We start from the raw sequence: 26,099 nt of genomic DNA on the forward strand, positions 1-26,099 counted from the left end.
AGGAGATACCCAGCATGAAAGCACTCGTTTATCACGGTCCCGGCAAGAAGTCGCTCGACGAGCGGCCGATGCCCGAACTCGCGGCCTCCACCGATGCCATCGTCAAGGTCACGCGCACGACGATCTGCGGAACCGATCTGCACATTCTCAAAGGCGACGTGCCGACCTGCGAGCCGGGGCGCATTCTCGGCCACGAAGGCGTCGGCATCGTGCATCGTCTCGGCGACGCGGTGAACGGGCTGTCGGTCGGCGATCACGTGCTGATCTCGTGCATCTCGTCGTGCGGCCGCTGCGACTATTGCCGGCGCGGCATGTATTCGCATTGCACGACGGGCGGCTGGATTCTCGGCCACCGGATCGACGGCACGCAGGCCGAATATGTGCGGATTCCGCATGCGCAGAGCAGTCTCTACCGGATTCCGGCCGGCCTCGACGAAGAAGCGCTCGTGATGCTGTCCGATATCCTGCCGACGGGCTTCGAATGCGGCGTGCTCAACGGCAAGGTGCAGCCGGGCTCCACGGTGGCGATCGTCGGCGCGGGGCCGATCGGGCTCGCGTCGCTGCTGACCGCGCAGTTCTATTCGCCGGCGGAAATCATCATGATCGATCCGGACGCGAACCGGCTCGAAGTCGCGCGCCGCTTCGGCGCGACCGCGTGCATCGACAACGCGCACGCCGATGCCGTTGCGGAAGTGATGAAGCTGACGGAATCGACGGGGGCCGACTGTGTGATCGAAGCGGTCGGCATTCCCGCGACGTTCGAGCTCTGCCAGGCGCTGGTCGCACCGGGCGGCACGATCGCCAATGTCGGCGTGCATGGCGTGAAGTGCGATCTGCATCTGGAAAAGCTGTGGGACCGCAATATCGCGATCACCACGCGTCTCGTCGATACCGTCAGCACGCCGATGCTGCTGAAGACGGTAAAGGCGGGGCGGCTCGATCCCGCGCGCCTGATCACGCATCGTTTCCGGCTGACCGACATGCTGGCGGCGTACGAAACGTTCGCCGGCGCCGCCAGTACGCATGCGCTCAAGGTGCTGATCGAGGCGGAATAGGGGCGGCCTGCCCGGCGCGCTCGCTATCGCTATCGCTGTCGCCGGGCAGCTTTGCAGCGGATCGACGGGGCGTTCTTTCCGGACGCCCGCCGGCAAGGAAGAGAGTATGTCCGAGCGTGGCAGGATTCTCGTCGTCTACGACACGTGCAGCAGCACGACGCGACGTGTTGCCGGGATGCTCGCGTCCGAGCTGGACGCCGACATCGAACCGGTCCGCGAACGGGCTGCCGCCAATGCGCGCACGGGCGCGCGCGGCTATCTCGGGTCGCTGATCGATGTGCTGTGCCGGCGGCGCGTCGAGGTCATGCCGGCGTTGCTCGACGTCTGCGCCTATGACGCGGTAATCGTCGGCGCGCCGGTCCGCGCCGGCAGCGTAAGCGCACCGGCGCGCGCGTGGCTCGAGCGGCACGGCGCGCGGATCCGGCACCTTGCGCTGTTCTGCTGCCCGGACCTGCGCGGCGGCGAACGGGCGCTCGAACAGATGGCGCAAGCGGCGCAAAAGGCACCGTTCGCGACCTGCGCGATCAGCGCCCGCGATCTGTACGGACGCGCCGACCGCGCGAAACGCGAGGCGTTCGCGCGGAAGATCCGCCACAGGATGGCGACGCTTCAGGAGATCGAGTGGATGGCGTAGCGCCGACCCGCGCAATGCGGTGAAGCCGGCGCACTGAAATCGATTCTACGTTGCTTGATCGGGATCAGTGGCTTTGCGCGGTGTGCCGCTACCGTGAAGGAGTTCAGACTCCTCGCTCCCGTAGGTGCAACCGTGAATCGCACACTGCTCCGAACCTGCCTGTCCCTCGTCTGCGCGGCACTCGTTGCCGGCTGCGCGAACCCGGCGCGCGACGCCGCCTTCCGCCACGAGGAAGGCGCGCTATTCGACGCGCGGCAGCAGGCCGCCGTGCGTTGCGAGCCGCGGATCGACTGCGAAGCGGCATGGGCACGCGCGCGGGCGTTCATCGAGGCTCGTTCCGCAAGCCGTATCGTGCGTGAAAACGATGCGCTCATCGAAACCGCGTTGCCGCATTCGTTCGGGTTCGTGTACCTCGCGGCGTCGAAGGGGCAGACGGACGAAGGTCACACGTTGATATGGCTGAAGGCGATGTGCCGCGGCATGTACGACACCGACGGCAACGCCGGTCTGCTGTATTCGACCTGCGCGGATTCGATCGTCGCCATCGAGGCCGAATTTCATGCATGGATGACCGCGACCCAATGACGAAGCCCGCCGCCCGCGTGAGCGGCGCGGCGGGCTGTGCCAGTGCGCAACCGGGTCGTATCAGTCCGCGAAGCGCGTCAGCACCGCCGCCGTGACGGTCCGGGTTTCGACGGCGACTGGTTTCGCGCCGATCGGCAGCACGGTGCGGCCGAACGACTCGTTGATGATCTCGGCCGCCGACAGATAGAACGCGAACAGCGCGGTCAGCAGACCGCCGTAGCCTCCCGCGTGGCGCAATCCAGCCGAACCGAGCCATTCGCTCGCGGCCAGCAGAAAGAACGTCACCCACAGCGCGACGAACACGCACTGCAGCGCGCGCGACGAGCGGAACGTCGCAATCCACAGGTAGAACGTGAACACGCCCCACAGCAGCAGATACCAGCCGACGAAAGCCGCCGGCACCTGGTCGTGCAGGAACAGCGCGAACAGCGCGAACGACCACCAGAACGCGCCGTAGCCGAGAAACGCGGTCGCGCCGAACGTGTTGCCGCGCGGAATCTCCATGAGCCCGGCGACGATCTGCGTGCTGCCGCCGAACGCGAAGGCGACGGCGAGCACGAGCCCGAGCGACGCGCCGGCGAACCAGCCCGCGTTGATCATGCTGAGCAGCCAGGTGGTCAGCGCGAAGGCGGCGAGGCCGAGCGAGGCGGGGTTGGGTGCGGTGGATTTCATGACGGAAGTCTCCTGAGTGAATGCCGGGTTGAATCCTGAATGAAGCGAGAACGAAACATGACGGAAGCGTGGCCGCGGACCGGACGGGAATCGGGCGAGAATCGGGCGGTAACCGGCCGGGAATCGACCCGGCCGGTGCACCGTCGAAGCAGGCGGGGGCGCCTACGCGTGTTCGCCGAACTGCCGCAGCACCGCCGGGTTCTCGACGGTGGACATGTCCTGCGCGAGCGCCTCGCCCTTCGCGACGGAGCGCAGCAGACGCCGTACGACCTTGCCGGAGCGTGTCTTCGGCATGCTGTCGCCGAAACGGATTTCCTTCGGCTTGGCGATCGGCCCGATTTCCTTCGCGACCCACGCGCGCAGCTGATCGGCGATCTTGCGCGCGTCGTCGTTCTCCGGGCGCGGGCCCTTGAGCACGACGAAAGCCACGATCGCTTCGCCGATCGTCTCGTCCGGCCGGCCGACCACCGCCGCTTCCGCCACCAGCGGATGCGCGGCGAGCGCGGACTCGATTTCCATCGTGCCCATCCGGTGGCCGGACACGTTCAGCACGTCGTCGATGCGCCCGGTGATCGTGAAGTAGCCGGTCTGCGGATCGCGGATCGCGCCGTCGCCCGCCAGATAGAGACGGCCGCCCAGTTCCTCCGGGTAGTAGCCGTTGCGAAAGCGCTGCGGATTGCCCCAGATGGTGCGCAGCATCGACGGCCACGGCTGCTTGATGACGAGCAGTCCGCCCTGGCCGTTCGGCAGCTCGCAGCCGGTCTCGTCGACGATCGCGGCCTCGATGCCCGGCAGCGGCAGCGTGCACGAGCCGGCGACGAGCGGTGTCGCGCCCGGCAGCGGCGTGATCATGTGGCCGCCCGTTTCCGTTTGCCAGAACGTATCGAGCACCGGGCAGCGGCCGCCGCCGACTTCGCGCGCATACCATTCCCACGCGGCCGGATTGATCGGCTCGCCGACCGTGCCGAGCAGGCGCAGCGAGCTCAGATCGAAGCGGCGCGGATGCACGCCGCTGTCCGCTTCCGCGGCCTTGATCAGCGAGCGGATCGCGGTGGGCGCCGTATAGAAGATGCTGACCTTGTGGCGCGCGATCATTTCCCAGAAGCGTCCGGCGTTCGGCCACGTCGGCACGCCCTCGAAAATCACCTGGGTCGCGCCGGCGGCGGTCGGGCCGTAGCAGATGTAGCTGTGACCGGTGATCCAGCCGATGTCGGCGGTGCACCAGTAGACGTCGTCGGCGCGCAGGTCGAAGGTCCATTGCATCGTCAGCGCCGCCCACAACAGATAACCCGCCGTGCTGTGCTGCACGCCCTTCGGCGTGCCGGTCGACCCGGACGTGTACAGCACGAAAAGCGGATGCTCGGCCTCGACCCATTCCGGTTCGCAGGTGTCGGGCTGCGCTTCTTCCAGTTCGTGCAGCCAGCAGTCGCGCGGTTCGTCCCACAGGATCGAGCCGCCGGTGCGCCGGTAGACGATCACCGTATGGATGGCGTCGGTGCCGCCCATCGCGAGCGCTTCGTCGACGATGGATTTCAGCGGCAGGTTTTTGCCGCCGCGCATCTGCTCGTCGGCGGTGATCACGGCGACCGCGCCGACGTCGACCATCCGTTCGTGCAGCGACTTCGCCGAGAAGCCGCCGAACACGACCGAATGCAGCGCGCCGATGCGCGCGCAGGCCTGCATCGCGACGACGCCTTCGATCGACATCGGCAGATAGATCATCACGCGCTCGCCGGCTGCGATGCCGCGCGCGCGCAACCCATTCGCGACGCGGCATACGCGCGCATGCAGTTGCCGGTAGGTGACGGTCGTCACGCTGCCGTCGTCGGCCTCGAAAATGATCGCGGTCTTGTCGGCATTGCCGTTCTCCAGATGGCGATCGAGACAGTTGTACGACGCGTTCAGCAGGCCGTCGTCGAACCACCTGAAAAACGGCGCGTTCGATTCGTCGAGCACCCGCGTGAAAGGGCGGCGCCAGCTCAGATGCTCGCGCGCGAGCCGCGCCCAGAATCCGGAGCGGTCGGTTCGAGCTTCGTTGACGAGTGCGTCGTAGGCGGCCATCCCGTCGATGGACGTGCCTTTGAGCAGCGGCGGAAGAGCCGTTTCCGGCTCGCAATGGTTGGCGGCGATCGTGGGCATAGTCGTCTCCTCGCTGGGATGGATGCGCGCGTTGCGCGATAGATGCTCTGAATGCGCAACCAGTGTGTTGCCGGCGAGACGGGGCACGATTGATTCAGATCAAGCGCGGGTTGGCGACGCCCGTTCGAATCGCGGCGACGCGGATACGCATTCGATCAGCGGGGCGAACAGATGACAGTGGCCACCGCCGTTCATCTTGCTTGACGCACGTCAATGCGCCCGCTGCGGGTCGGAACACGATGTGAACGGACCAACCACGGTGCGCGTGGGAAACACTCGATCAATGTTCAGGACGGGGGCGATGATGGGCGTCGGCATGCAGATCGTCTATCTCGGCTTTCCGGGCGCGGCGCCGCTCGAAGCGGAGGCCGGCGCGCAACTGGTGCGCCTCGCGCGGTTCGATGCCCTCGTCGCGAATTGGCATCTCGCGATCGAGGCGCTGCATCCGGGAGCCAGCAGCCCGCTCTATGACGTCAGGCTCGATCTGATCACGCCCGCGCACGAACTGAAGCCCGTCGCCCGTTGCGCCGGAGCGAGCGCCGAAGCGGCCATTCGATCCGCGTTCGATCTGGCGGAAAAAGAACTCGAAACCGTGGCCGCCAGAGGGCATGCGCATTGAGACGCGGAGCGGTTGTCGTCGACGCTTGCCCCGCGCAGTGCGCGATCGTTGCAGCCGGGAATACACGCGCGGTTGATCTGCATCAGAGTCGCCGCGCCGTTGCGGGACGAATCTTTCCCGTGATGGCGCGAGCCATGATTCGTCAAAAGGATGCACTGCAAGGAGTGGCGTGATGAAAACCGACTGGCAGTTGAAAAAGGACATCGAGGAGGAGCTCGAATGGGATCCGGCCGTCACGGCGACGGATATCGGTGTCGAGGTGACGAGCGGCGTCGTGACGCTTGCCGGTCATCCGCCGAGCTTCGCGGAAAAGCTCGCCGCGGAAAAAGCCGCGCAGCGCGTGGCCGGCGTGAAGGCCGTGGTGGTGGACATGCAGGTCCGCTTGCCGAAAAAGGACGAACACAGCGACGAGGACGTGGCCAGCGCGGTTCGCGCGATCCTGCACTGGACCGTCGCGGTGCCCGACGATGCGGTGAAGGTCCAGGTGGAAAAAGGCTGGGTCACGCTGACGGGCGCGGTGGATTGGGCCTACCAGCGCCATATCGTCACGCGTGCCGTGGGCCATATGCGAGGCGTGCGCGGCGTGACCAACGGGATCGAGGTGCGCCGCAAGGTCGCGTCGGACGAGATCGGCAAAAGGATCGGCGAGGCAATGCAGCGTCACGCCGAGCGCGAGGTCAGGCACATCGGCGTCGACGTGAAGGACGGCACGGTGACGTTGACCGGCAAGGTAGGTTCCTACGCGGAACGCGCGCTCGCGCGAGGCGTCGCGTGGAGCGCGCCCGGCGTGTGCGCGGTGGTCGACGATCTCGTCGTGGAATGACAGGCGGCCGATGGCGGCCGCGAAAAGACAGGGAGCATCGGATGACTTTATCCGCGAACGTGCAGCAGGGAACCTGGTCCGTGAGCGTGCAGACAGACGCGGCGCAAGACGGCGGATACCAGGCGACGATTCATGTCAGGCATACGTCGCCGAACGGCGACTTCGAACATGGCTTCCGTCATGAGAGGGTGTTCGCCACGGAGCGGGACGCGGTGCTCGAAGGCTTGCGCGAAGGCATGACATGGATCGCGCTGAAGTCCACCAAGACCATCGCGGTTTAGTGCGTGAAGGTTTGCATGAAGGTGCGCATGAAGGTGTGACGGCCGGCTGTCCGGCCGTGCGAATTACAGTTGCCCGAGCTCGACGGTTTGCAGGTAGGTAGGGACTTCGCAGGACCAGCCGAGCGTCTCCGCGATGCGCCGGCGCATCGCGTCCGCCGCCGCGGGCTCGCCATGCGTGACAAACGTACGGGCTGGCGCGTCGGTCAGGCTCGACAGCCATTGCAGCAGCTCCCGGTAGTCGGCATGCGCGGACAGCGACGAGATCGATTCGACGTTCGCGCGCACGCGCACATATTCGCCGAACAGTTTGATCGACGGCTCGTGGGCGGCCAGCGCCGCGCCACGCGTGCCCGCCGCCTGGTAGCCGACGAGCGCGATCGTGTTGCGCGGGTCGGACGCATACAGGCGCAGATGGTGCAGCACGCGCCCGCCGGTCGCCATCCCGCTGCCGGCGATGATTACCATCGGGCCGTGGCGCGCCGCAATCGCCTTCGATTCGTCGACGCTTCTGACCATGATCGCGGCCTTGTCGAGCGCGCTCGCCTCGGACATCGTCAGCCGATGCTCGTCGAGATGTTTGCGATACACGTCCGTCACGCTGGTCGCCATCGGACTGTCCAGATAGACCGGAACATGCGCCATGTGCCCGGTCTCCTTCAGCTTCGCGATGTAATAGAGAATTTCCTGCGTGCGCCCGACCGCGAAGCACGGCATCACCACCACCCCGCCTTTGGCAAAGGTCCGGCTGAAGATGCGCTCGAGTTCGTCGCGCGGATTCGAGTCCGGATGCAGACGGTCGCCATAGGTCGATTCGACGACGAGGTAATCCGCGTGCGCAAGCGGCGTGGGCGCGCGCATGAGCGGATCCTCGGGGCGGCCCACGTCGCCGGAAAACGCCAGCACCTTGTGATTGCGGCACATCACGACGCTCGCCGCGCCGAGGATGTGCCCGGACGGCAGGAAGCGGAAGCACAACCCATGCGGCAGATCGACGGGACGGTCGAAGCGCCGCGGCTCGATCAGACGCAGCGCGCGCCGCGCGTCGTCCTGCGTATAGAGCGGCAGCGCCGGACGATGCTTCGAGAACCCGTGCCGGTTCGCGAAATCCGCTTCTTCTTCCTGAAGCTTCGCGCTGTCGGGCAGCATGATCTCGCAGAGCGCGGCGGTGCCCGGCGTGCAATAGACCGGACCATGAAAGCCGTTTCTTGCCAGCAACGGCAGATAGCCGCTGTGATCGATGTGGGCATGAGTCAGGATCACCGCGTCGATCGAATCGGCGGGCACCGGCAGCGCAGCCCAGTTGCGCAGACGCAGGTTCTTCACGCCCTGAAACAGCCCGCAATCGACGAGGATGCGCAAACCGGATTCTTCGAGCAGGTACTTCGAACCCGTGACGGTCTCGCTCGCACCGAGAAAGGTCAGTTTCATGGTTCCTCCGTTGAGCCGCGATGTGTCGCCGCATGACGTCATTTCATCGCAGGCGGGCGCCGCGGAATTGACGTGGATCATGAGTCGCGTACCGGCCGGCGCTACAGTGAAAGCGTCGCCAACGCCTGGAGGGCCACCGGCCATGAAGTCGGATAGTCAATTGAAAGAGGAAGTCGAGGACGAACTCGCGAACAATGTTGCGATCGACGCGAACCGCATCGGCGTGGCGGTCGCCGACGGCATCGTCACGCTGAGCGGTCAGGTGCCGGACTACGCGCAGAAAGTCGCCGCCGAAAAGTCGACACTCGGCATTGCCGGGGTCGTCGCCGTGGTCATGCATATCGACGTCGCGCTTCACGAAGCCGACCGGCGAACCGACGAGGACATCGCGCTGAGCGCCCGGGCGGTGCTCGACTGGATTGCCGGTCTCGAGGAAAGCACAGTCAGGATCAAGGTGGAGAAGGGCTGGGTGACATTGAGCGGCGAAGTGCGGGACGGCTATCGCAGCCACATCGCCGAGAAGAATATCCGCCACATGCGCGGCGTGACCGGCGTGACGAACAGCATCCGGATCACCGGCCGCGCATCGCCCACCGATATCGAGTACAACATCCGCCGGGCGATCCAGCGCCATACCGAGCGCGAATTGAAGCACCTGGGCGTGCAGGTCGACGACGGCAAGGTCACGCTGTCGGGCCGGGTTGGCTCCGCGGCCGAGCGGTCGGTCGTGTGGGGCGCGGCGCGGTCGACGCCGGGCGTCAAGGCTATCGTCGATCGCCTGGTGGTTGGCTGAAATTCGCGCCGGCGGCCACCCTTTGTCACGAACTTTGACTCTTATCAAATGCCCTGCCTCGCGCCTGCCTAGACTCATGTGCAACAGGGACGATTCCTCGCTACGGAGATTCACCATGCAAGCCTCGGACATCATGACGACCCAGGTCGTTTCAATCGCGCCGGACAGCTCGGTCTACGACGCCGCAAAACTGCTTGCCGACAACAGGATCAGCGGCGTGCCCGTCGTCGACGAAACGGGGGACGTGATCGGCATCGTCAGCGAGGGCGATCTGCTCAGACGTGTCGAAACCGGCACGGAAAACCCGCGCCGCTCGTGGCTCGCGGAATTCCTCGCGCCCACGCGGCAGCTCGCGGTCGAATATCTGAAAGAACACTCGATTCAGGTGCGCGACGTGATGAGCACGCCCGCGATCACCGTCGACGCGGCCGCGCCGCTTACCGAGGTCGCCGAACTGCTCGGGCGCAAGCACATCAAGCGGCTGCCCGTGCTGCGCAACGGCAAGCTCGCCGGCATCGTCAGCCGGGCCAATCTGGTGCGCGCGCTCGCGAGTTGCGCGCCCGCGCAGATCGATGCGCAACCATCGGACGACCAGATCCGCCGCGCGATTACGAAAGAACTGGACGGCCATCGCTGGGCCATGGCCGCCGACGGCCTGATCGTCACGGACGGCGTGGTTCATTGCTGGGGCACCGCGCGCTCCGAGGAAGAGCGCAAGGCGATCCTCGCCGCCGCCGCGCGCGTGCCCGGCGTCAAGGCCGTGAAGGATCATCTGGAATATCCGGTCGTCTTCACGCCGATGTGACGGACGCGGCGGTTATAAGCGCGGAGCGGGGCAACAAAGACACGGCGAAGATGCGGCGAGGGCGTGGTGGCATGAACCTCGCCGCCGTTCCGCGTTCTATCGGGGCGCCGCGGCCGGAGGCGACGGTGCCGCTTCCGTGTGACCGGCAAGGTCGCGCCAGGCCCCGGTGATTTCCGACACGTTTTTGCAATAACGCATCGCGCTCGACACGCAAGCGGGCAGCATCAGGCCGGCGATCGACAGACATTCGAGCGGACTACGCGTGAGCGCGCAGCGCGCCCACGTCTCCTGACACAGCGCCACGTAATCGGCGCAGGCTTGCGCCTGCGCGTTGGCGTACGCCGTCCAGAGATCCGGAACAGCCGATGCGGTGAAATGGTGACCGTCGCGCGGCGCGGGATTCGTCTCCGAAAAAATTGTTTGCGTCAGCATGCGTACCTCCTGTCGATCCCTGTTGTGACATCGCGCGACGCGCTGCCGGTATCGGGCTGGGACCGAAACAGCCGCCGTCACGTCGCGCGGCGCGTGGATCAGAAATAGGCGCACCACGTTTCACGATCGGACTGGTGCATGAATACACGATGAACTGCCCCACGGCGCGCGCATTGATCTGGGTCAATGATGGGAGCCGGCGGGGCGACGGGAAAACGGAAAGAACGGAAAGGCCTGGGCGGTATTCGCCGGTCTCTTTCCGCCAGCAACGGGAGACGGCGATGGGCGTCGGCATGCAGATTATCTATCTCGGCTTTGCGGGCACGGCGCCGCTCGAAGCGGAGGCCGGCGCGCAACTGGTGCGTCTCGCGCGGTTCGGCGAGCTGGTCTCGAACTGCCATCTTGCGATCGAGGCGCTGCGCGCGGGCTCCGCGAGCCCTCTCTATGACGTGCGGCTCGATCTGATCACCGCCGCGCACGAACTCCGGCCGGTCGCGCGTTGCGCCGGGGCGAACGCCGAAGCGGCGATTCGCCGTGCCTTCGATATGGCGGAAAAGGCACTCGAAACGACGGCCGCGAGCGCGCGCGTATTGAGTTGAGTGAGTGAAATTGAGTGAGTCGAGGCCGTGCCTGCGGCAAGGTTAACCCGCGCTTGACATTGTATTTTGGATCCAGGATATTGATACCACGATCCTGCTCCGGAATTTTCCGGACTGGCCGGTTCCTTTTCAGTTCCTTTTCCTGGGAGCTCCACATGTCACCGATTGCAGCCCGGCTCGAGCGTCTTCCGTTCAGCCGCTTTCATTTCAAGCTGCTCGTCATGGGCGGTCTGGGCTTCATGTTCGAAGCGATCGACGCGGCCATCATCGCGTTCATCCTGCCCGTCGTTCGCACCCGGTGGCATCTGACCAGCTTCGAAACCGGGCTGCTCGGCAGCAGTACCTACGTCGGTTTTCTGGTCGGCGCGCTGGTCGCCGGCCTGCTGGGAGACCGCTTCGGCCGGCGCGTCGTGATGATGTGGGCACTGACGTTTTTCTGCGTGCTGACGTTCGTCAACGCGTTCGTGAACGACTGGCACACCTTCGCGCTGCTGCGGGCCATCGCCGGTATCGGGATGGGCGCAGAGGGCGCGATCATCGCGCCGTTCCTGGTCGAGTTCGTCAGCAACCGCTATCGCGGCGCCTTCACCGGCGCGCTGGCCGGATTTTTCTCGTTCGGCTTCGTGGCCGCCGCGCTGATCGGCTATTTCGTGATTCCGCTGAATCCGGAAGGCTGGCGCATTGCGCTGATCATCGTCTCGGTGCCGGTCGTCGTGCTGCTGTGGTGGCGGCGCTCGCTGCACGAGTCGCCGCGCTGGCTGGAACTGCAAGGCCGCCACGACGAAGCCGAAGCCGTGGTCGCGGACATCGAGCGGCAGGTCGAGCGCGCCGGCGTCACGCTGCCTCCGGTGACGCCGGTGGCGGGCGGCACGCTGAGCTTCGAGCAGGCCGGTTCGTTCTTCGGCAACCTGAAGCTGCTGTGGAAGCCGCCGCTCGCCAGAACGACGCTGATGAGCTGGTGCCTGTGGCTGTCCGTCACGTTCTGCTCGTATGCGTTCTTCGTCTGGATTCCCGGTCTGCTGGTTCAGCATGGAATGACCATCACGAAGAGCTTTTCCGTTTCCATCGTGATCTACCTCGCGCAGATCCCCGGCTACTACTCGGCCGCGTACTTCTGCGAGAAGCTGGGGCGCAAGACGACGATCGTCTCCTACATGGCGATGGCCTGCGTCGCGGGGATCTGGCTGGCCAACGCGGGCAGCGACACGTCGATCGTGCTCGCCTCGACGTTCATGTCTTTCGCGATGAACGGCGTGAACGCTGGCGAATATGCGTATACGCCCGAAGTGTTTCCGACCCATCTGCGCGCAACGGGCATGGGCGCGGCCTCCGCGTTCGGCCGCATCGGCGCGATCTGTTCGCCGATGCTGGTCGGTTATATCTATCCGCTATGGGGTTTCGCCGGCGTGTTTGGAATGACCACCGTGATCCTGCTGATCGGCGCGCTCGCGGTGATTTTCCTCGGTGTATCGACGCACGGCAGGACCCTCGAAGAAATCGCGGAAACCGAATACGGCTCGATGCATACCGAAGCGCAGCGTGGCGCGCTTCGAGCGGCGAAGTGAGGAGGCTTTCGTGAAAGACGCAAACTCCACACTGATCCTGCGCGCAATCGGACGTGTCGCCCGCTTGCAGCAGGACGCCGGTACGGCCGGCGCCGGCGCCGGGAACAGCGCTGATCCGGTCTGGCAAGCGTTTGAGCGCTCGCTGACCGAAGTATTCGGGCAACGGCTCTTCACCGTGCTCGCGTACGACGAGACTTCAAGCCGCCTCGGCCGCCTGCACAGCAACCGCCTCGATATCAATCCGGTGGGCGGTCTCAAGCGGGTGACGCAAAGCCGCTGGTCGGACCAGGTTCTTCGTCGTGGCGAGATCTTCATCGGCTCGACCCGTGAAGACATCGAGGCCGTGTTCTCGGAGTACGAGGTGCTGTGGTCGATCGGATGCGAGAGCGTGCTGAACATTCCGGTGCGCCGGAACGGCATCACGCTCGGCACGCTGAATCTGCTCGGCGAAGCCGGTCTGTACGACCACGCCGACGTCGAGCTGGCGTACATCTTCGCGCAACTGGCGGTCGCGCCGCTCGAAGACCAGGTGCAAAGAATCCGTGGGCTCGAAGACCCGGATTTTATGGAACAGGTGTAGGGCTCGAGGCGGAGGGCAGAGCGTCGTACTCCGCCGGTTTTTCAAAAGTATCCGACACAGGCCCCGCGCTTTCTCCATTCAAACCCATGACCCAGCACGCCCAGAACGCCCGCCCCACCTCCGACGTCGTCGTGATCGGCGGCGGCATAGTCGGCCTCGCCTGCGCATGGTCCGCGCTGCGCGACGGCGCGAGCGTCACCGTCATCGACCGCGATTTCGAAGGCGACCGCGCGTCGCACGGCAACGCGGGCGGCATCGCGGTGACGGAGAGCACGCCCATTGCGGTGAGCGGCTTGTACACGAAGGCGTTGAAATGGCTGTGCGATCCGCTGGGGCCGCTGTCGCTCGACTGGAAACATCTGCCGGCCGCGTTGCCCTGGTTCATGGCGTTCCGGCGCGCGGCAACCAGGGCGCGCTTCCGGGAAATCTCCCTGGCGCTCGCCAGCCTGAACAACCGCGTGTACGGCGACCTCGTGCCGATGCTCGAGGACATCGGCGCGATGGACAGCTTCTACCGCCGCGGCGCGCTGACCGTCTACGAAACCGACGAAGCGTTCGCCGCCGACCAGCACGAGTGGGCATTCAAGCGCGAGCTGGGCGTGCGCTGGCACGCGATGTCCGCCGCCGGGATTCGCGAATGCGAACCGTCGCTCGCGCCGGTGTTCCGGCACGGCGTGTTTCTCGACGACTGGTCGCACATCGGCGACCCGAAGCGGCTCGTCACGCAACTGCGCGAACGGATCAAACAGCTTGGCGCCACGCTTGTCGCGGGCACGGTGAAGGCGCTCGATCTGGCCGACGCGCTCGCGCCCGCGGCGGTGACCGGGACCGGCGAGCGGGTCAAGGGCCGCCGCGTCGTCGTGGCGACGGGCGCGTGGTCCGCGTCGCTTGCCGCGTCGATCGGCGATCGCGTGCTGCTCGACAGCGAGCGCGGTTACAACACGACGCTTCCTTCGCACGGCATCGGCCTGTCGCGCGAAGTGATCTTCGCGGAGCGCAAGTTCGTCGCGACGCCGCTCGATATCGGCCTGCGCATCGGCGGAGCCGCCGAATTCGCGGGTCTGGAAGCGCCGCCGAACTACCGGCGCAGCGATGCCTTGCTCGCGCTCGGCAAGCGCTTCCTGCCGGACATCAACGACGCCGGCGCGGTGAAGTGGATGGGACATCGTCCGGCGACGCCGGATTCGCTGCCCGTGATTGGCTGCTCGCCGCGTGCGCCGTCGGTGATTTACGCGTTCGGCCACGGTCATCTCGGCCTCACGCAATCGGCAACGACAGGCGCGCTGGTCGCGGACCTGCTTGCCGGCCGACCACCCGGAACCGGCCTTGAACCGTATTCGATCAGCCGCTTCCGCAATTGACGAGGCCGCCGCGACCTCGATGACCCGCGGGATCTCCCGCCTCTCTTCGGCTCTTTTTACGTCTACTGAAAAGGTGTAACCATGAAAGTGAACTGGCAAGGTGTTTTCCCCGCTGTGACGACGAAGCTCAACAAGGATGGCTCGCTCGATCATGAAGCGATCAAGTCCGGTCTGAACCGCCTGATCGACAGCGGCGTGGGCGGCGTCGTGATGATGGGCATGGTCGGCGAAAGCGCGCAGCTCACGCAGGAAGAAAAGCGCACGGTGATCCGGCTGGCGGTGGAAACGGTGAACGGCCGCGTGCCGGTGATCGCGGGTCTCGCCGAAACCAATACGGCGAGTGCGGTGCAGTATGCGAAGGACGCACAGGCGCTCGGCGTGCAGGGCCTGATGGTCTTTCCGGGGCTCACTTACAAGTCCGACGCGCGCGAAACGATCGCGTACTACCGCAGCATCGCGCAGGCTTCCAGCCTGTCGATCCTGCTCTATAACAATCCGCGTGGCTATGGCGTGGACCTGACGCCGGATGTCGTCGCGGAACTGCTGAAGGAGCCGACGATTGAAGCGCTGAAAGAAGAGTCGTACGACACGACGCGCGTGACCGATCTGATCAACCGTTTTGGCGACCGGCTCGCGGTGGTGTGCGGGGTCGACGATCTGGTGCTCGAATCAGCGGCACTGGGCGCGAAGTGCTGGGTGTCGGGCATGGCCAACGCGGTGCCGCGCGAATCGGTCGAACTGCTGAATCTGGCCGTCGCCGGCAACTACGAGCGGGCCCGCAAGCTGTATCGCGCGCTGATCGATCTGTTCCATCTCGACACGCACGTGAAGCTCGTGCAGTACATCAAGCTGGCCGAGAACATCACGGCCGGCTACGCGGAGACCGTGAAGGCGCCGCGTCTCGCGCTCGAAGGAGAAGAGCGCGAGAAAGTGGTGGCGATCGTCGAGAAGACACTGGCAAACGTGCGCGCGCTGTCGAAGCAGGCGTGAGATGCGCGCGCGCCCGGACTGCTCGACGGCACCCGCATCGCCAGGCTATCTTGTGCATCAGGTTACGGACGAACCAGGCCTATGAAATCGACATTCTTTTGCATCGACGGACACACGTGCGGCAATCCGGTGCGCGTCGTCGCCGGTGGTGCGCCCCGGCTCGAGGGCGCGAACATGATCGAGCGGCGCGCGCACTTCGAGCGCGAATTCGACTGGATCCGCACGTCGCTGATGTTCGAGCCGCGTGGCCACGAAGTGATGTCGGGCAGCATTCTTTATCCGCCGACGCGAGCCGACTGCGATCTCGCGATCCTCTTCATCGAAGTGAGCGGCTGCCTGCCGATGTGCGGCCACGGCACGATCGGCACCGTGACGAGCGCGATCGAACATGGCCTCGTACGGCCCCGCGAACCCGGCGTGCTGCGCCTCGATACGCCGGCGGGCGTCGTGGTCGCGCGCTACCGGATGGCGGGCGAGAACGTCGAATCCGTACAGCTCGTCAACGTGCCGTCGTTTCTGCACGCGACGGATCTGACGGTCGAGGTCGACGGGCTCGGTGAAATCCGCTTCGACGTCGCGTATGGCGGCAATTTCTACGCGATCGTCGAGCCGCAGGCGAACTACGCGGGCCTGCATACGCTCAAGCCTTCGGACATCCAGCGTCTCAGTCCGATCCTGCGCCGCAAGGCGAACGACAAGTACCCGTTCGTTCATCCGGAGAAGGCCGAAATCCGCGGGCTCAGCCACGTGATGTGGACCGGCGAGCCGACGGTCGCCGGCGCGAGCGCGCGCAACGCGGTCTTCTACGGCGACAAGGCGATCGACCGCTCGCCGTGCGGCACCGGCACATCGGCGCGCATGGCGCAACTGGTCGCGAAAGGCAGGCTGAGGATCGGCGAGCGTTTCGTGCACGAAAGCATCATCGGCACGCTCTTCAACGGTGTTTCGGAGCAGGCGGCGAAAGTCGGCGAATTCGACGCGATCATCCCGAGCATCGAAGGATGGGCTCGCGTCACCGGTCATAACACGATCTTCGTCGATGATCGCGATCCGCTTGCCAGGGGCTTTTTGCTGAAATGATCCACCGCGGCCCGCGTTTGCATGGGCCGCGAAACAACTCGCAGGGGAATCCGAATGTTGATCCTGAAAAACGCGCGCGTGCTGGACATCAATCACGAACACGACACCACCCCGTATTCGATCGTCGTCGACGGAGACATGATCAAGGACGTCACCCGCGAGCCGGTGTCGATCGACGGCGCGCAGGTGATCGACGTGGGGGGCAAAACGGTCATGCCGGGCATGATCGATTGTCACGTGCACGTCATTGCATCGGTTGCGCACCTGGGCAATAACGGGCGCCTGCCGAACACCTTTGCGGTGCTGCGCGCGGTGCCGATTCTCGCCGGCATGCTCAGCCGCGGTTTCACCACCGTGCGGGACGCGGGCGGCGCCGACTATGCGCTGTCGCGCGCGATCGAGGAGGGCGTGATCGCCGGGCCACGGCTGTTCGTCGCCGGCAAGGCGTTGTCGCAAACGGGCGGTCACGGCGACTTCCGCGAGCGCTTCGACAACTCCGATCCCGATCCGTGCGGCTGCCATCGCAACCTCGGCGCAATCGGCCGTATCGTCGACGGCGTGGACGAAGTGCGCAAGGCAGTCCGCGAAGAGATGCGCGCGGGCGCGCACCATATAAAGATCATGGCCTCCGGTGGCGTCGCGTCGCCGACCGATCCGATCGGCAACCTGCAGTTCTCGGTGGACGAGGTCAAGGCGATCGTCGAGGAAGCGGCGTCGCATCAGACCTACGTGATGGCGCATGCGTACACGGCCAGAGCCATCTCGCGCGTGGTCGAACTGGGTGTGCGTACGATCGAGCACGGCAATCTCATCGACGCCGAAGCGGCGGCGGTGATGGCGGACCATGGCGCGTTCGCGGTGCCCACGCTGGTCACCTACGACGCGATGAGCAAGGTCGGCGCAAAGGTGGGCGTGACGGAAAGCGCGCTCGCGAAAAACGAGAACGTTCGCGTGCAGGGCCTGAAGGCGCTCGAACTGCTCAAACGCGCGGGCGTGAAAATGGGCCTGGGCACGGACCTGCTCGGCGACATGCATCAGTACCAGAGCGACGAACTGACGATTCGCGCCGGCATCCTCGGCGCGTTCGAGACCATCTGCCAGGCGACGGCGGTGGGCGCTGAAATCGTCGGGCAACAGGGACGCCTCGGTGTCGTATCCGCCGGCGCTTACGCGGACCTGCTCGTCGTCGACGGGGATCCGCTGGAGGACATCGGCGTGCTGACCGGGCAGGGCGAGCGTATCGCCGGCGTGATGAAAAACGGCGCGTGGGTGCGCGAAGCGTTGCTGTGACGCCGCGTTGCTCATTGGATTCTGGATCCGAAAGCCAGGCACCGTGATAGCATGGCTGTCGTATCCCGAACCCCGCAATGAAGCCGATCATGCCTCCGGTATCCACCCGACGTCCCGCCAGAAATGCGTCCACGATGAATGAACTCGTCGTGGAGGAAAGCACGCGAAAAATCGTCCGGCCCACCACGGTCGAACTGGTGACCACCGCGGTTCGTCAACGGATTCTGAGCGGCGAACTGGCGCCGGGCGAAGTGCTGCGTCAGGAAGCGCTCGCGGAAGAGCTGGGCGTGAGCCGCGTGCCGGTGCGCGAGGCCATCACGCGGCTGACCGCCGAGGGGCTGCTGACCAGCGTGCCGCATAAGGGCGCCTATGTGGCGGAGTTGTCGATCGACGAGGTCAGGGAGACCTTCGACATCCGCTTGCGTCTCGAACCCTGGATCTTTTCGGAAGCAATTCCGCGCATCACCGAGGCCGAGATCGGCAAGGCCGAACGGATCGTCAAGGAAATGGACAACGCGGATTCGGGTGTCTGGGGGCAACTGAACTGGCGCCTGCACGAGACGCTTTATCTGCCGTCGCAACGCGACATCACGTTGCAGATGCTGCGGGTGCTGCACGATCGCAGCGACCGCTATTTCCGTTTCCAGGCCGTGCAGGTGCCGATTCGCGAACAGTCCCACGACGAACACATGGCATTGATCGAAGCGTGCCGGAAGCGGGACGCGAAGCTCGGCGCCAAACTGCTCGAGCAACACGTGAAAACGGCCGCGCAGCAGATCATGTCGGTCGTGCAGGCGGTCGTGTCGCGCTGATCGCCGCGCGGAAACATCTTCAGGCGCCGAACGAAATACTGGCGGAACGCGCGGTGTCCGCCGCGTCGATATTCAATGTCGACGTACACAGCGCGATGCGGGCGAACGCGTTCTCGTCAACGGTGACAACCGGCACGTCGAGCGAATAGAGCTCGTTGGCCGCAATCACGCCGATCGCGATGATCAGATCGCGTTCGCACAGGATGATCCCGGCGGGCCCTGTGCCATTGCGCAACGCTTCGGCCAGCACGCTGCTGCTGGAACTCGAACCGCGTGCGCGCGGCATCACGAGTATCCGGTCTTGCAGGCTTTGTCCGCGGTTCGGATGCGTGCGGTCGATAATCTTGCCGTCTTCGGCGTCATAGCCGCCCCAGAAGCTCAGCGGCGCGAGTGCGATCGGGATGCCGCGGGCGTTGCCGGGCACCAGGACCTCGCCTTCGAGCGTACATGTCGATGAGTTCATGATGGTCGCGCTAGCCGGCTGCTTCATCGATGCAAACTCTCCCTTCGAACGCGGAACGAACGCACTCGCTCATGCTCCCGAACGCAACCGAAACGCCGATGTTGCTCGGGGCGTAATGCGCCCACTTGCCGGAATTGGTCATCACCAGTCCGTTGATCTGTTTCATTATCGGCGTGATGTAGGTGCAGGTGTCCACGACGATCTGTACACCGCGCGCGCTGAGCCGCTGCGCGAGCCCTTCCTTTTCGATCTGCCACAGAACGAAGCGGCTCGTATTGACGTAGAAGTCGCACCGCAGCGGGCCCGTATAGGCATCGAACAGCGCGGCAAGTTTGTGGAATTCATCGACTGAAAAATGCGGCGTGCCGAGACTGATCGCCGCGAGCGCCGAGTCCGGACGTGCCTGGTTCCACTGGCGGTGGACGGCGAGAAGATCGGCCTCGCTCACGGCGACGGTGCGCTCGGGTTTGCCGCCTTGCAGCGCAGCGTCGAGCGTCGCGGCTTCCGGCGTGATACCGACCGCGTGAAAGAGCGCGACCGCACCGCTCGATGCCGCCGCGGCGCCCAGACATTTCAGTTCGTCCTCTGTCGTATCGGAAGGCAATCCGGTGATGGCGGCGATCGTCGCGCCGGCCGTTTGTCCCAGAATGAAACCGAGTGCCGCAAAGCAGGCGTCGCGACGCGACGAGTCGGCGAAGCGGGGTGCTTCCAGGACCAGGCGGGCGGCACGGTTTTCAGTGACATGGAGGCCGGCATACGGAACGCGCCCGGTGATCGCCGCCGCCAGATCGAGAAAATCGCCGTAACGGCTCGTCCGCGCGCCCAGCACCGAGTTGGCGAAGACGATCGCATTCGATTCGGCCCACGCGATCTGTTCGCCGCGCCTGGGACGGTGCTCGAGCTGATAGGGCGCGCAGGTGAAGCTTGCCTCGCAGCCGAGTTCGAGGTGCGCGTCCATCAGGCGCTTCGCCGCGCGCGCGGTGTCCGCTTTGCCGCGAAACAGTTCCGGGTGAATCAGATCGAGCGATCCGACGTTGAGGGTGGTCGGCACGGCCACGCGCGCGCCGGATGCGACGAAGCGCTCGACGAAATCCAGGCTGACCGCGCCGTGATACAGACATCCATCGATATGCGCCGACGAGATATCGACGAGGCTGCGCGCCTTCATCACATGCGCGGTGGCGATCACGATGCGCATGGCCAGCGCCGCGCCTTCGCCGAATGCGCCGTTCAATGTCGCCTCGTCACGCTCCGTCAGGTCAAGCATCGTCGCCTCTCCGTGCATCGGCATAGCAGTCGTTTTGCGGGTTCCCACCGCTGGCGATCTTAACGCATCGCTCGCGCCGGACACAATGCACGACATGGCTGCGGACGCGGCGTCGGATCTATGCGGCGCACGGCCGCGCGAGGCGGTGGAAATTGCGATCGAAGTAGACGAGCCCGTCGCCGTCGCCGCGCACGCGGATACGGGTCGCCTTCACGAAGATCACCGAGTGCGAGCCGACGTCCTTGCACTCGACGATCTCGCCCTCCAGGCTCGCGAGCGCGTCGCGCAGCACCGGCACGCCGTGCTCGCCTTCGTCCCACAGCGGCAGGTCGAAGCGCGCGTCCATCGGCAACTGTGTGAGGCCAGCGAAATGCTTCGCGAGCAGTTCGTGTTCGCCGGGCAGCACGTTCACGCAGATGCGGCTGTTGCCCGCGAACGCGGCATGCATCGCGCTGGAACGGTTCAGGCAGACGAGCAGCGTGGGCGGCGAATCCGTCACGGAGCACACGGCGCTCGCGGTGATGCCGCAGCGGCCGAACGGCCCGGCCGTCGTGATCACGTTGACGGCCGCGCACAGATGCGCCATCGCCTGACGAAATTGCCGGCGGTCGTCGCTCACGCGGAGCGGGGTCGAGCTTGAAGTGTTGGACATGTGGGTTCTTCCGTGCAATGACGTTGCGTTGATGGGCATCGACGCATCTCGCGCCGGACATGATTCAAGCGTACGGCAAGCAGCGCGCGAAAAATACTGTCGCGAATCGCCCGCGTGCTGGCGTCGCTCCCGAGCCGTCTAAAGGTTTCACCAGGATGGGCGCGCGCGCGTTGCAGCGGCCTGGGGAAATCACCGTGCAATTACCGCGCGGCGCAGCTTTTCAGGGCTTTTCCGGCTGGTTATGATGGAACGGCAACTGCGGGAACGCGCGGATGAAATGAGGCGGCACAGGGCGCGTCTCGCGGCGTTTCGCAACGAACCATAGCGGAGAAAGAGCAAGTGACTTTACCTGCTCCGGTTATCTACATCGTCGACGACGACAACGGCATGCGCACCTCGCTCGCGTGGCTGCTGGAATCGGTCGGCGTCAAGTCGGAAGGGTTCGCCAACGCAGCCGATTTTCTGCGCGCATTCGATCCGGACATCCCCGCCTGTCTGGTGCTCGACGTGCGCATGCCGGAGACGGGCGGCTTCGACGTGCAGACGGAATTGAACCGTCGCGGCGCGACGTTGCCGATCATTTTCGTGAGCGGCCACGGCGATATACCGATGTCGGTGCGCGCGCTGCAGAACGGCGCGATCGACTTCGTCGAAAAGCCGTATAACTCGCAGCAGATGCTCGATCGCGTGCAACGCGCGATGAAGCTCGCCACGCAGCGTCATGCGGCCGACCAGAAGCGGCGCGATCTGCGCAAGCGTCTCGAATCGCTGACCGCGCGCGAGAAGGAAGTGCTGCGCGGCGTTATCGACGGCAAGGGCAGCAAGCGCATCGCGGCCGAGCTCGAGATCAGCGTGAAGACGGTCGACGTGCATCGCGCGAGCATCAAGGAAAAACTCGGCGTGGCGTCGATCGCGACGCTCGTGCGCGACGTGATGGCGGTGTGGAATCAGGACGCGCAGACGCACACGCCGTGACGCGCGTCAGCGCATATAGAGGCCACCGTTGATGTCCCAGCACGCGCCGTTGGCGAAATACGCGTTGCCTGAAGCGAGCAGAACGGCGGCATCGGCGATGTAGTCGGCGGCGCCGAGACGGCCCACCGGAATGTTCGCGATCACCGTGGCGAGTTTTTCCGCGGGCACGCTCTCGTGCACGATCGGCAAATCCAGTGGTCCCGGCGAAATCGCATTGACCGTCACGCCCGACGCGGCGAGGTCCCGCGCGAATACCTTCGTGAGCGTGATGGCGCCGCCCTTGGCCGCCGCGTAATGCGCGCCGGTCGCCGAGCCGCCGTTCTGGCCCGCGAGCGACGCGATGTTGACGATGCGTCCTTCGCGCTGATTCGCGAAATACTGCCCGAACACCTGGCAGCCGAACAGCACGCTGCGCAGATTGACGTCGATCACCTGATCGAACTGCTCGGCCGTGATCTCCATCACGGGCACGACCTTCGATGCCCCCGCGTTGTTGACGAGCGCATCGATGCGGCCCCAGCGCGCAACGATCGCATCGCGCGCATTCACGAAATCCTGCTTCGACGTGACATCGAGCTTCAGCGCGAACGCGCTCGATGCATCGGCGCTCAACTCGCGCGCGACGGCATCGGCGGCTTCGACGGCCACGTCGCCGAGGGCGACGCGGTAGCCCGCCGCATGAAAACGCGCGGCGATGACGGCGCCGAGGCCGCGCGCCGCGCCGGTAACGAGGACGACTCTGCTGGACATGAGGTTTTCGGTTCCTTGAAGAATTTCAGCGGGCTCAGTGGGCGAGGGCGGCTTCGAACGCGGCGGCGACCGCGCAGACCTGCTCGTCGGCGCCGTGGCGCCCGACGATCTGCAAGCCGGCCTTCAACGGCGAGCCGTCGATCGGCAGCGGCAGGCTCAACGCCGGATGACCGCTGAGATTGAACGGGCGGATCAGCGACGACATCGCGATCACCGATACACCGCGCCGCGCGTCGTCGAGCGTGATCGGCAATGCGGGCAGTGTCGGCATCACGATCACGTCGACGTTGTCGAGCGCGCGATCGACCGCGTCGGTGAAGCTGCGCCGCACGCGTTCCGCCGCGCCGACCTGTTCGGGCGTCGTGGCCGAAGCGGCGCGCAGGCGCGTTTCGAGATCGGCACCGAGCTTGCCGCTTTCGACGAGTTGACCGAACGCGGCCCACGTCTCCGCGTTGATGATCGCGAGTCCCGCCTGGAAGGCGTCGGCGAGTCCCGCGAGTTCGATCGGCCGGGACGTGAAGCCCGCGCGTTGCGGCGCGCGCGCGACGGCCGCGAGCAGGTCTGCCTGTGCATCGACAGCGGCAACGCCGACGCTGCACTTCGTCACTTTTTTCAGCGCGGCGTTCCTGTCGAACCGAGGTGCGATCACGCTCATCGTCTCGACGATCATGCGCATGTCGCGCGCGAACGGACCGACGCAATCGAGCGTCGATTCGGCGGGCGCGACGCCGCGTCGCGAAACAAGCCCGAACGTCGGCTTCAGACCCACGACGGCGCAACACGCGGCGGGCCCGCGAATCGAGCCGCCCGTATCGGTGCCGAGCGCGGCGTGTGCGAGCCCGAGGCCGACCGCGGCCGCCGAGCCGCTGGATGAACCGCCGGGAATGCGCGTCGCGTCCTGCGGATTGACGGGTGTGCCGGTGTAGTCGTTGATGCCGGTCATGCCGAACGCGAGCTCGTGCATGTTGGCCTTGCCGACGATGTTCCAGCCCGCGTCGAGCAGCAACTGCACGACCTGCGCATGCCGTTGCGCGGGCGCGGCATCGGCGAGCGCGCGGCTTGCGCCGGTCGTCGGCATGCCCGCGATGTCGACGGTGTCCTTGATGGCGATGGTGGGGCCGTCGCCGCCGAGCGAGAAAGTACTGATCAGAGCGCTCATCGATTCGGTTCCGTTGAATATCCGGTCAATCGGGCCGCGCGGCGGGCGCGGCAGGCGGGAGAGATGGAGCGGGCCTGGGCGACACGCGCCAAGGCGCATCGAACAGACGCTCGGTGCGAAAGTGCGCGATCAGCCATCCCGCGGCATCGGAAGCATCGGAACCATCGGGCGCGGGCACGAAGTCCACCTCCAGCCGCGCGCCGATCAGCTCCGCGCGTTCGTCCACGTAGCCGGACGCCTGCAACATGATCCAGCGTCCTTTCGCGCGCGCCGGTGTCACCATGTCGATGCTCCCGGACGTCAGAAAATGCACGTTGGTCGCGAAGTGCGGCTCGGGTGGCAGATAGCGCGCGAGCATCGCGACGATCGCCGCGCGCCCCTCGATCCGGCCGAACTTGCTCGTATAGTGCGGGCCGATGCCTTCCCACACCGCGTCGGCGGTGAAGAGACGTTCGAGTGCTTCGCCGTCGAGCGCGCCGCTCGGCACGTCGCACAGCGCCATGTAGCGCGCCATGGTCCTGCGTGCCGCCTCGGCGCCTTCGAGTGCGGCGAGGCGCGCTTCGAGCGCGGCAATCGTGCGCATCGCGTCAGTCGTCATCGTCGTCGCCATCGCGTCACGCACCCGCAGAGGCCGGCACCGCGAGCGCGCGCCCCACGCGCGCCTCGATCTTGCCGTAGCGCCACAGGTTGTACTCGCCGACCGGCGTCGTGCGATACAGATTGCAGACGGCCACGGTGGTATCGAAGTCCGCGACGTCGGCCATGATGTAGAAGGTCCACGGCGAGCCGGTCGCCTGGCCGACCACGAGGCGGTCGTCGTCCATGATGCCGAGCACCCTGACGCCGTCCATCGCTTCGATGGCGGCCAGCATCTTGCCGTACGCCTGCCACACTTCGCCGATCTTCTCGCGCGGCAGGTCGAAGAAGTTTTGCGTGACGCCGCAGCAGAACAGCACGCGCAGCGGCAGGGGACGGTTCGCGGAAGTATCCGGCATGTGATGGATTCCTTGAAAGGGTGGATGGAGTTACAGGTAGCCCGGAATCGGCGGCACGCCGACGAACACCGCGCCGGCTCCGTCGAAATTGCCTTCGCCGAGAAACGCGTGCTGCGTGACCACCATCGAGTCGCGCAACAGGCGTTGTAACGGATGCGTGCGATAGATCGCCATCGTGCCGCCGAGGCGGTACGCGCGATTCACCACATCGGCGCCTTCGTGCGCGATGTGCGTGGCGGACAGCCGCAGCAGGCTGACCTGCTCGGGCGTCACCGGATTGCCGGCGAGGATCGATTGCCAGACGCCGTCGGTCGACTCGTAGAAGTACGCGCGCGCCGAGCGCAACTGCGCCTCGGCCTTGGCGAGCTCGATGCGGTAGTACGCGCGGTCCGCGAGTTGCGGCGCGCCGGTCGTCGTGCGGCGGCCGCCCGACATGTGGTTGGCGACGTCGAGCGCGGCGCGCGCGAGGCCGAGGTTCACGACCGCGAGCACCTGGGCCGCGTAGGCGATGGTCGGATAGCGATAGAGCGGTTCGTCGACACAGGGCGTGCCGCCGCGCACGAAGGTCCAGTCTTCGCCGACGATCTGGTCGGTCACGCGCAGGTCGTGACTGCCCGTGCCCTGCATGCCGACCACGTTCCAGTTCTCGACGATCTCCACCTGCTCGGGGCGGAACACGGCCGTGCGCGGCTTGTTCGGGCCGCTGCCCGCGGCCTCGCCGGTGCTGATGCCGACGCCGAGCCAGTCGGCGCCCTTGCAGCCGCTCGCGAACTTCCACGTGCCGTTCACGCGCCAGCCGCCTTCGACGGCCTGCGCGGACTGCACCGGAAAAAGGCCGCCCGCGAACGCCTGGTCCGGACCGCTCGCGTAAATCCGTGCCTGGGTGTCGAGCGGCAGCGCGGCGAGGTAGACGTTGGCCGAACCGAAGCTCGCGACCCACGCGGCGGAGCCGTCGGCCACCGCAATGCGCTCGATCATCTCGAGAAATTCGCCGGGCGCGCGCGCATCGCCGCCGAAGCGCTTCGGTGTCGCGGCACGGTAGATGCCGGCGCGCTTGAAGAGATCGATGACGTCGCGCGGCACGTGCGAAAGCCGGTCGAATTCGTCGCGGCGCGTGGCCACCACGTCGATGACTTCGTCGAGCGACAGGCTGCCGTCCGGCTGCGCGGCGCGGGCTTCCGCGTGCGGGTCGCGGGGGGATGCGACGGCGGTCGCAACTGATGTCATGGTGTCTCTCCTGAGTGCCTGATCCACAAGGTTCGTGTCGTTGGACGCCGCGTTCGTTCGCGGCCGTT

Annotated in this window: 30 protein-coding genes; 18 read left to right on the top strand and 12 right to left on the bottom strand. The window is 65.8% G+C overall.

Annotated features, from left to right (window positions below):
* The first annotated feature begins 14 nt into the window (after positions 1 to 14).
* The 3 genes from QM685_RS32100 (at position 15) to QM685_RS32110 (ending at position 2,274) form a co-directional block, all read left to right on the top strand.
* Positions 15 to 1,055: a zinc-dependent alcohol dehydrogenase family protein gene (locus QM685_RS32100; protein WP_415123087.1), complete on the top strand. Its 1,041-nt coding sequence runs from the start codon at positions 15 to 17 to the stop codon at positions 1,053 to 1,055.
* Positions 1,056 to 1,161: 106 nt separating this feature from the next.
* A complete protein-coding gene (locus QM685_RS32105; RefSeq protein ID WP_415123089.1) occupies positions 1,162 to 1,689 on the top strand; it encodes a flavodoxin family protein in 528 nt (175 codons plus the stop codon).
* Positions 1,690 to 1,821: 132 nt separating this feature from the next.
* A complete protein-coding gene (locus tag QM685_RS32110; RefSeq protein WP_415123091.1) occupies positions 1,822 to 2,274 on the top strand; it encodes a hypothetical protein in 453 nt (150 codons plus the stop codon).
* A 60-nt stretch (positions 2,275 to 2,334) separates the two neighbouring features.
* On the opposite strand, the gene QM685_RS32115 is transcribed toward QM685_RS32110, so the two are convergent.
* A complete protein-coding gene (locus QM685_RS32115; protein ID WP_415123093.1) occupies positions 2,335 to 2,946 on the bottom strand; it encodes an acetate uptake transporter in 612 nt (203 codons plus the stop codon).
* A gap of 162 nt (positions 2,947 to 3,108) precedes the next feature.
* On the bottom strand, positions 3,109 to 5,085 hold the full coding sequence (acs, locus tag QM685_RS32120) for an acetate--CoA ligase (protein ID WP_415123095.1): 1,977 nt from the start codon (positions 5,083 to 5,085) through the stop codon (positions 3,109 to 3,111).
* A 304-nt stretch (positions 5,086 to 5,389) separates the two neighbouring features.
* On the opposite strand from acs, the gene QM685_RS32125 reads away from it, so the two are divergent.
* The 3 genes from QM685_RS32125 (at position 5,390) to QM685_RS32135 (ending at position 6,808) form a co-directional block, all read left to right on the top strand.
* A complete protein-coding gene (locus QM685_RS32125; protein WP_415123171.1) occupies positions 5,390 to 5,704 on the top strand; it encodes a hypothetical protein in 315 nt (104 codons plus the stop codon).
* Between the two features lie 172 nt (positions 5,705 to 5,876).
* A complete protein-coding gene (locus QM685_RS32130) occupies positions 5,877 to 6,527 on the top strand; it encodes a BON domain-containing protein (protein WP_415123097.1) in 651 nt (216 codons plus the stop codon).
* Between the two features lie 41 nt (positions 6,528 to 6,568).
* The gene (locus QM685_RS32135; RefSeq protein ID WP_415123099.1) at positions 6,569 to 6,808 is read left to right on the top strand and encodes a hypothetical protein; all 240 of its coding nucleotides are present in this window, start codon (positions 6,569 to 6,571) and stop codon (positions 6,806 to 6,808) included.
* A gap of 63 nt (positions 6,809 to 6,871) precedes the next feature.
* Here QM685_RS32135 and QM685_RS32140 read toward each other — a convergent pair whose 3' ends face one another.
* Positions 6,872 to 8,236 (bottom strand): MBL fold metallo-hydrolase RNA specificity domain-containing protein, encoded by a 1,365-nt coding sequence (locus tag QM685_RS32140; protein WP_415123101.1) that lies wholly within the window; start codon positions 8,234 to 8,236, stop codon positions 6,872 to 6,874.
* Positions 8,237 to 8,378: 142 nt separating this feature from the next.
* On the opposite strand from QM685_RS32140, the gene QM685_RS32145 reads away from it, so the two are divergent.
* Together QM685_RS32145 and QM685_RS32150 are read left to right on the top strand one after the other, a co-directional pair.
* Positions 8,379 to 9,029 carry a BON domain-containing protein gene (locus tag QM685_RS32145; RefSeq protein ID WP_415123103.1) on the top strand — a complete coding sequence of 217 codons (651 nt, stop codon included), beginning with the start codon at positions 8,379 to 8,381 and terminating at the stop codon, positions 9,027 to 9,029.
* Positions 9,030 to 9,144: 115 nt separating this feature from the next.
* Positions 9,145 to 9,834, top strand: a complete 690-nt coding sequence (locus QM685_RS32150) for a CBS domain-containing protein (protein WP_415123105.1) — start codon at positions 9,145 to 9,147, stop codon at positions 9,832 to 9,834.
* Between the two features lie 96 nt (positions 9,835 to 9,930).
* Here QM685_RS32150 and QM685_RS32155 read toward each other — a convergent pair whose 3' ends face one another.
* A complete protein-coding gene (locus tag QM685_RS32155) occupies positions 9,931 to 10,266 on the bottom strand; it encodes a hypothetical protein (protein WP_415123107.1) in 336 nt (111 codons plus the stop codon).
* Positions 10,267 to 10,547: 281 nt separating this feature from the next.
* On the opposite strand from QM685_RS32155, the gene QM685_RS32160 reads away from it, so the two are divergent.
* The 8 genes from QM685_RS32160 to QM685_RS32195 all read left to right on the top strand — a co-directional run bounded on the left by QM685_RS32160 (position 10,548) and on the right by QM685_RS32195 (position 18,543).
* Positions 10,548 to 10,865, top strand: a complete 318-nt coding sequence (locus QM685_RS32160; RefSeq protein ID WP_415123109.1) for a hypothetical protein — start codon at positions 10,548 to 10,550, stop codon at positions 10,863 to 10,865.
* A 155-nt stretch (positions 10,866 to 11,020) separates the two neighbouring features.
* Positions 11,021 to 12,430, top strand: coding sequence for an MFS transporter (locus QM685_RS32165; protein ID WP_415123111.1), 1,410 nt, complete (start codon positions 11,021 to 11,023; stop codon positions 12,428 to 12,430).
* Positions 12,431 to 12,440: 10 nt separating this feature from the next.
* Positions 12,441 to 13,010, top strand: a complete 570-nt coding sequence (locus tag QM685_RS32170; protein ID WP_415123113.1) for a GAF domain-containing protein — start codon at positions 12,441 to 12,443, stop codon at positions 13,008 to 13,010.
* 86 nt (positions 13,011 to 13,096) lie between these two features.
* Complete coding sequence (locus QM685_RS32175) at positions 13,097 to 14,371, top strand: NAD(P)/FAD-dependent oxidoreductase (protein ID WP_415123115.1); 1,275 nt, start codon at positions 13,097 to 13,099, stop codon at positions 14,369 to 14,371.
* 81 nt (positions 14,372 to 14,452) lie between these two features.
* Positions 14,453 to 15,361, top strand: coding sequence for a dihydrodipicolinate synthase family protein (locus QM685_RS32180; RefSeq protein WP_415123117.1), 909 nt, complete (start codon positions 14,453 to 14,455; stop codon positions 15,359 to 15,361).
* Between the two features lie 81 nt (positions 15,362 to 15,442).
* On the top strand, positions 15,443 to 16,441 hold the full coding sequence (locus tag QM685_RS32185) for a 4-hydroxyproline epimerase (protein ID WP_415123119.1): 999 nt from the start codon (positions 15,443 to 15,445) through the stop codon (positions 16,439 to 16,441).
* 54 nt (positions 16,442 to 16,495) lie between these two features.
* Positions 16,496 to 17,731 carry an amidohydrolase family protein gene (locus QM685_RS32190; protein ID WP_415123121.1) on the top strand — a complete coding sequence of 412 codons (1,236 nt, stop codon included), beginning with the start codon at positions 16,496 to 16,498 and terminating at the stop codon, positions 17,729 to 17,731.
* A gap of 134 nt (positions 17,732 to 17,865) precedes the next feature.
* On the top strand, positions 17,866 to 18,543 hold the full coding sequence (locus tag QM685_RS32195) for a GntR family transcriptional regulator (protein ID WP_415123123.1): 678 nt from the start codon (positions 17,866 to 17,868) through the stop codon (positions 18,541 to 18,543).
* Positions 18,544 to 18,562: 19 nt separating this feature from the next.
* Here QM685_RS32195 and QM685_RS32200 read toward each other — a convergent pair whose 3' ends face one another.
* The 3 genes from QM685_RS32200 to hpaC form a co-directional block, all read right to left on the bottom strand.
* Positions 18,563 to 19,006, bottom strand: a complete 444-nt coding sequence (locus QM685_RS32200) for an aconitase X swivel domain-containing protein (RefSeq protein ID WP_415123125.1) — start codon at positions 19,004 to 19,006, stop codon at positions 18,563 to 18,565.
* A 10-nt stretch (positions 19,007 to 19,016) separates the two neighbouring features.
* Positions 19,017 to 20,273, bottom strand: a complete 1,257-nt coding sequence (locus QM685_RS32205) for an aconitase X (protein ID WP_415123127.1) — start codon at positions 20,271 to 20,273, stop codon at positions 19,017 to 19,019.
* Between the two features lie 118 nt (positions 20,274 to 20,391).
* Positions 20,392 to 20,925: a 4-hydroxyphenylacetate 3-monooxygenase, reductase component gene (gene hpaC / locus QM685_RS32210; RefSeq protein ID WP_415123129.1), complete on the bottom strand. Its 534-nt coding sequence runs from the start codon at positions 20,923 to 20,925 to the stop codon at positions 20,392 to 20,394.
* A 59-nt stretch (positions 20,926 to 20,984) separates the two neighbouring features.
* On the opposite strand from hpaC, the gene QM685_RS32215 reads away from it, so the two are divergent.
* Both QM685_RS32215 and QM685_RS32220 read left to right on the top strand, forming a co-directional pair.
* A complete protein-coding gene (locus QM685_RS32215; RefSeq protein WP_415123131.1) occupies positions 20,985 to 21,170 on the top strand; it encodes a hypothetical protein in 186 nt (61 codons plus the stop codon).
* 94 nt (positions 21,171 to 21,264) lie between these two features.
* Positions 21,265 to 21,900: a response regulator transcription factor gene (locus QM685_RS32220; protein WP_415123133.1), complete on the top strand. Its 636-nt coding sequence runs from the start codon at positions 21,265 to 21,267 to the stop codon at positions 21,898 to 21,900.
* A 6-nt stretch (positions 21,901 to 21,906) separates the two neighbouring features.
* On the opposite strand, the gene QM685_RS32225 is transcribed toward QM685_RS32220, so the two are convergent.
* From QM685_RS32225 to QM685_RS32245, 5 genes are read right to left on the bottom strand one after another with little or no spacing between them, the layout of a single operon-like run.
* Complete coding sequence (locus QM685_RS32225; protein ID WP_415123135.1) at positions 21,907 to 22,650, bottom strand: SDR family NAD(P)-dependent oxidoreductase; 744 nt, start codon at positions 22,648 to 22,650, stop codon at positions 21,907 to 21,909.
* Positions 22,651 to 22,684: 34 nt separating this feature from the next.
* Positions 22,685 to 23,809, bottom strand: a complete 1,125-nt coding sequence (locus QM685_RS32230; protein ID WP_415123137.1) for an amidase — start codon at positions 23,807 to 23,809, stop codon at positions 22,685 to 22,687.
* A gap of 25 nt (positions 23,810 to 23,834) precedes the next feature.
* Positions 23,835 to 24,407, bottom strand: coding sequence for a nuclear transport factor 2 family protein (locus QM685_RS32235; RefSeq protein ID WP_415123139.1), 573 nt, complete (start codon positions 24,405 to 24,407; stop codon positions 23,835 to 23,837).
* 16 nt (positions 24,408 to 24,423) lie between these two features.
* A complete protein-coding gene (locus tag QM685_RS32240) occupies positions 24,424 to 24,804 on the bottom strand; it encodes a hypothetical protein (RefSeq protein ID WP_415123141.1) in 381 nt (126 codons plus the stop codon).
* Between the two features lie 30 nt (positions 24,805 to 24,834).
* Complete coding sequence (locus tag QM685_RS32245) at positions 24,835 to 26,031, bottom strand: acyl-CoA dehydrogenase family protein (RefSeq protein ID WP_415123143.1); 1,197 nt, start codon at positions 26,029 to 26,031, stop codon at positions 24,835 to 24,837.
* Positions 26,032 to 26,099 lie beyond the last annotated feature (68 nt).

Origin of the sequence: Paraburkholderia sp. (assembly GCF_047605525.1) — a bacterium.
Taxonomy (GTDB): domain Bacteria; phylum Pseudomonadota; class Gammaproteobacteria; order Burkholderiales; family Burkholderiaceae; genus Paraburkholderia.

What these genes read in the sequence shown, in the direction of transcription:
- QM685_RS32215 (WP_415123131.1), top strand. Translation starts at nt 20,985, where the DNA reads ATGATTCAAGCGTACGGCAAGCAGCGCGCGAAAAATACTGTCGCGAAT.
- QM685_RS32195 (WP_415123123.1), top strand. Translation starts at nt 17,866, where the DNA reads ATGAATGAACTCGTCGTGGAGGAAAGCACGCGAAAAATCGTCCGGCCC.
- QM685_RS32150 (WP_415123105.1), top strand. Translation starts at nt 9,145, where the DNA reads ATGCAAGCCTCGGACATCATGACGACCCAGGTCGTTTCAATCGCGCCG.
- QM685_RS32180 (WP_415123117.1), top strand. Translation starts at nt 14,453, where the DNA reads ATGAAAGTGAACTGGCAAGGTGTTTTCCCCGCTGTGACGACGAAGCTC.
- acs (WP_415123095.1), bottom strand. Translation starts at nt 5,085, where the DNA reads ATGCCCACGATCGCCGCCAACCATTGCGAGCCGGAAACGGCTCTTCCG.
- QM685_RS32155 (WP_415123107.1), bottom strand. Translation starts at nt 10,266, where the DNA reads ATGCTGACGCAAACAATTTTTTCGGAGACGAATCCCGCGCCGCGCGAC.
- QM685_RS32125 (WP_415123171.1), top strand. Translation starts at nt 5,390, where the DNA reads ATGGGCGTCGGCATGCAGATCGTCTATCTCGGCTTTCCGGGCGCGGCG.
- QM685_RS32235 (WP_415123139.1), bottom strand. Translation starts at nt 24,407, where the DNA reads ATGACGACTGACGCGATGCGCACGATTGCCGCGCTCGAAGCGCGCCTC.
- QM685_RS32100 (WP_415123087.1), top strand. Translation starts at nt 15, where the DNA reads ATGAAAGCACTCGTTTATCACGGTCCCGGCAAGAAGTCGCTCGACGAG.
- QM685_RS32185 (WP_415123119.1), top strand. Translation starts at nt 15,443, where the DNA reads ATGAAATCGACATTCTTTTGCATCGACGGACACACGTGCGGCAATCCG.
- QM685_RS32160 (WP_415123109.1), top strand. Translation starts at nt 10,548, where the DNA reads ATGGGCGTCGGCATGCAGATTATCTATCTCGGCTTTGCGGGCACGGCG.
- QM685_RS32130 (WP_415123097.1), top strand. Translation starts at nt 5,877, where the DNA reads ATGAAAACCGACTGGCAGTTGAAAAAGGACATCGAGGAGGAGCTCGAA.
- QM685_RS32245 (WP_415123143.1), bottom strand. Translation starts at nt 26,031, where the DNA reads ATGACATCAGTTGCGACCGCCGTCGCATCCCCCCGCGACCCGCACGCG.
- QM685_RS32115 (WP_415123093.1), bottom strand. Translation starts at nt 2,946, where the DNA reads ATGAAATCCACCGCACCCAACCCCGCCTCGCTCGGCCTCGCCGCCTTC.
- QM685_RS32190 (WP_415123121.1), top strand. Translation starts at nt 16,496, where the DNA reads ATGTTGATCCTGAAAAACGCGCGCGTGCTGGACATCAATCACGAACAC.
- QM685_RS32200 (WP_415123125.1), bottom strand. Translation starts at nt 19,006, where the DNA reads ATGAACTCATCGACATGTACGCTCGAAGGCGAGGTCCTGGTGCCCGGC.
- QM685_RS32165 (WP_415123111.1), top strand. Translation starts at nt 11,021, where the DNA reads ATGTCACCGATTGCAGCCCGGCTCGAGCGTCTTCCGTTCAGCCGCTTT.
- QM685_RS32175 (WP_415123115.1), top strand. Translation starts at nt 13,097, where the DNA reads ATGACCCAGCACGCCCAGAACGCCCGCCCCACCTCCGACGTCGTCGTG.
- QM685_RS32140 (WP_415123101.1), bottom strand. Translation starts at nt 8,236, where the DNA reads ATGAAACTGACCTTTCTCGGTGCGAGCGAGACCGTCACGGGTTCGAAG.
- QM685_RS32240 (WP_415123141.1), bottom strand. Translation starts at nt 24,804, where the DNA reads ATGCCGGATACTTCCGCGAACCGTCCCCTGCCGCTGCGCGTGCTGTTC.
- hpaC (WP_415123129.1), bottom strand. Translation starts at nt 20,925, where the DNA reads ATGTCCAACACTTCAAGCTCGACCCCGCTCCGCGTGAGCGACGACCGC.
- QM685_RS32205 (WP_415123127.1), bottom strand. Translation starts at nt 20,273, where the DNA reads ATGCTTGACCTGACGGAGCGTGACGAGGCGACATTGAACGGCGCATTC.
- QM685_RS32105 (WP_415123089.1), top strand. Translation starts at nt 1,162, where the DNA reads ATGTCCGAGCGTGGCAGGATTCTCGTCGTCTACGACACGTGCAGCAGC.
- QM685_RS32225 (WP_415123135.1), bottom strand. Translation starts at nt 22,650, where the DNA reads ATGTCCAGCAGAGTCGTCCTCGTTACCGGCGCGGCGCGCGGCCTCGGC.
- QM685_RS32145 (WP_415123103.1), top strand. Translation starts at nt 8,379, where the DNA reads ATGAAGTCGGATAGTCAATTGAAAGAGGAAGTCGAGGACGAACTCGCG.
- QM685_RS32135 (WP_415123099.1), top strand. Translation starts at nt 6,569, where the DNA reads ATGACTTTATCCGCGAACGTGCAGCAGGGAACCTGGTCCGTGAGCGTG.
- QM685_RS32230 (WP_415123137.1), bottom strand. Translation starts at nt 23,809, where the DNA reads ATGAGCGCTCTGATCAGTACTTTCTCGCTCGGCGGCGACGGCCCCACC.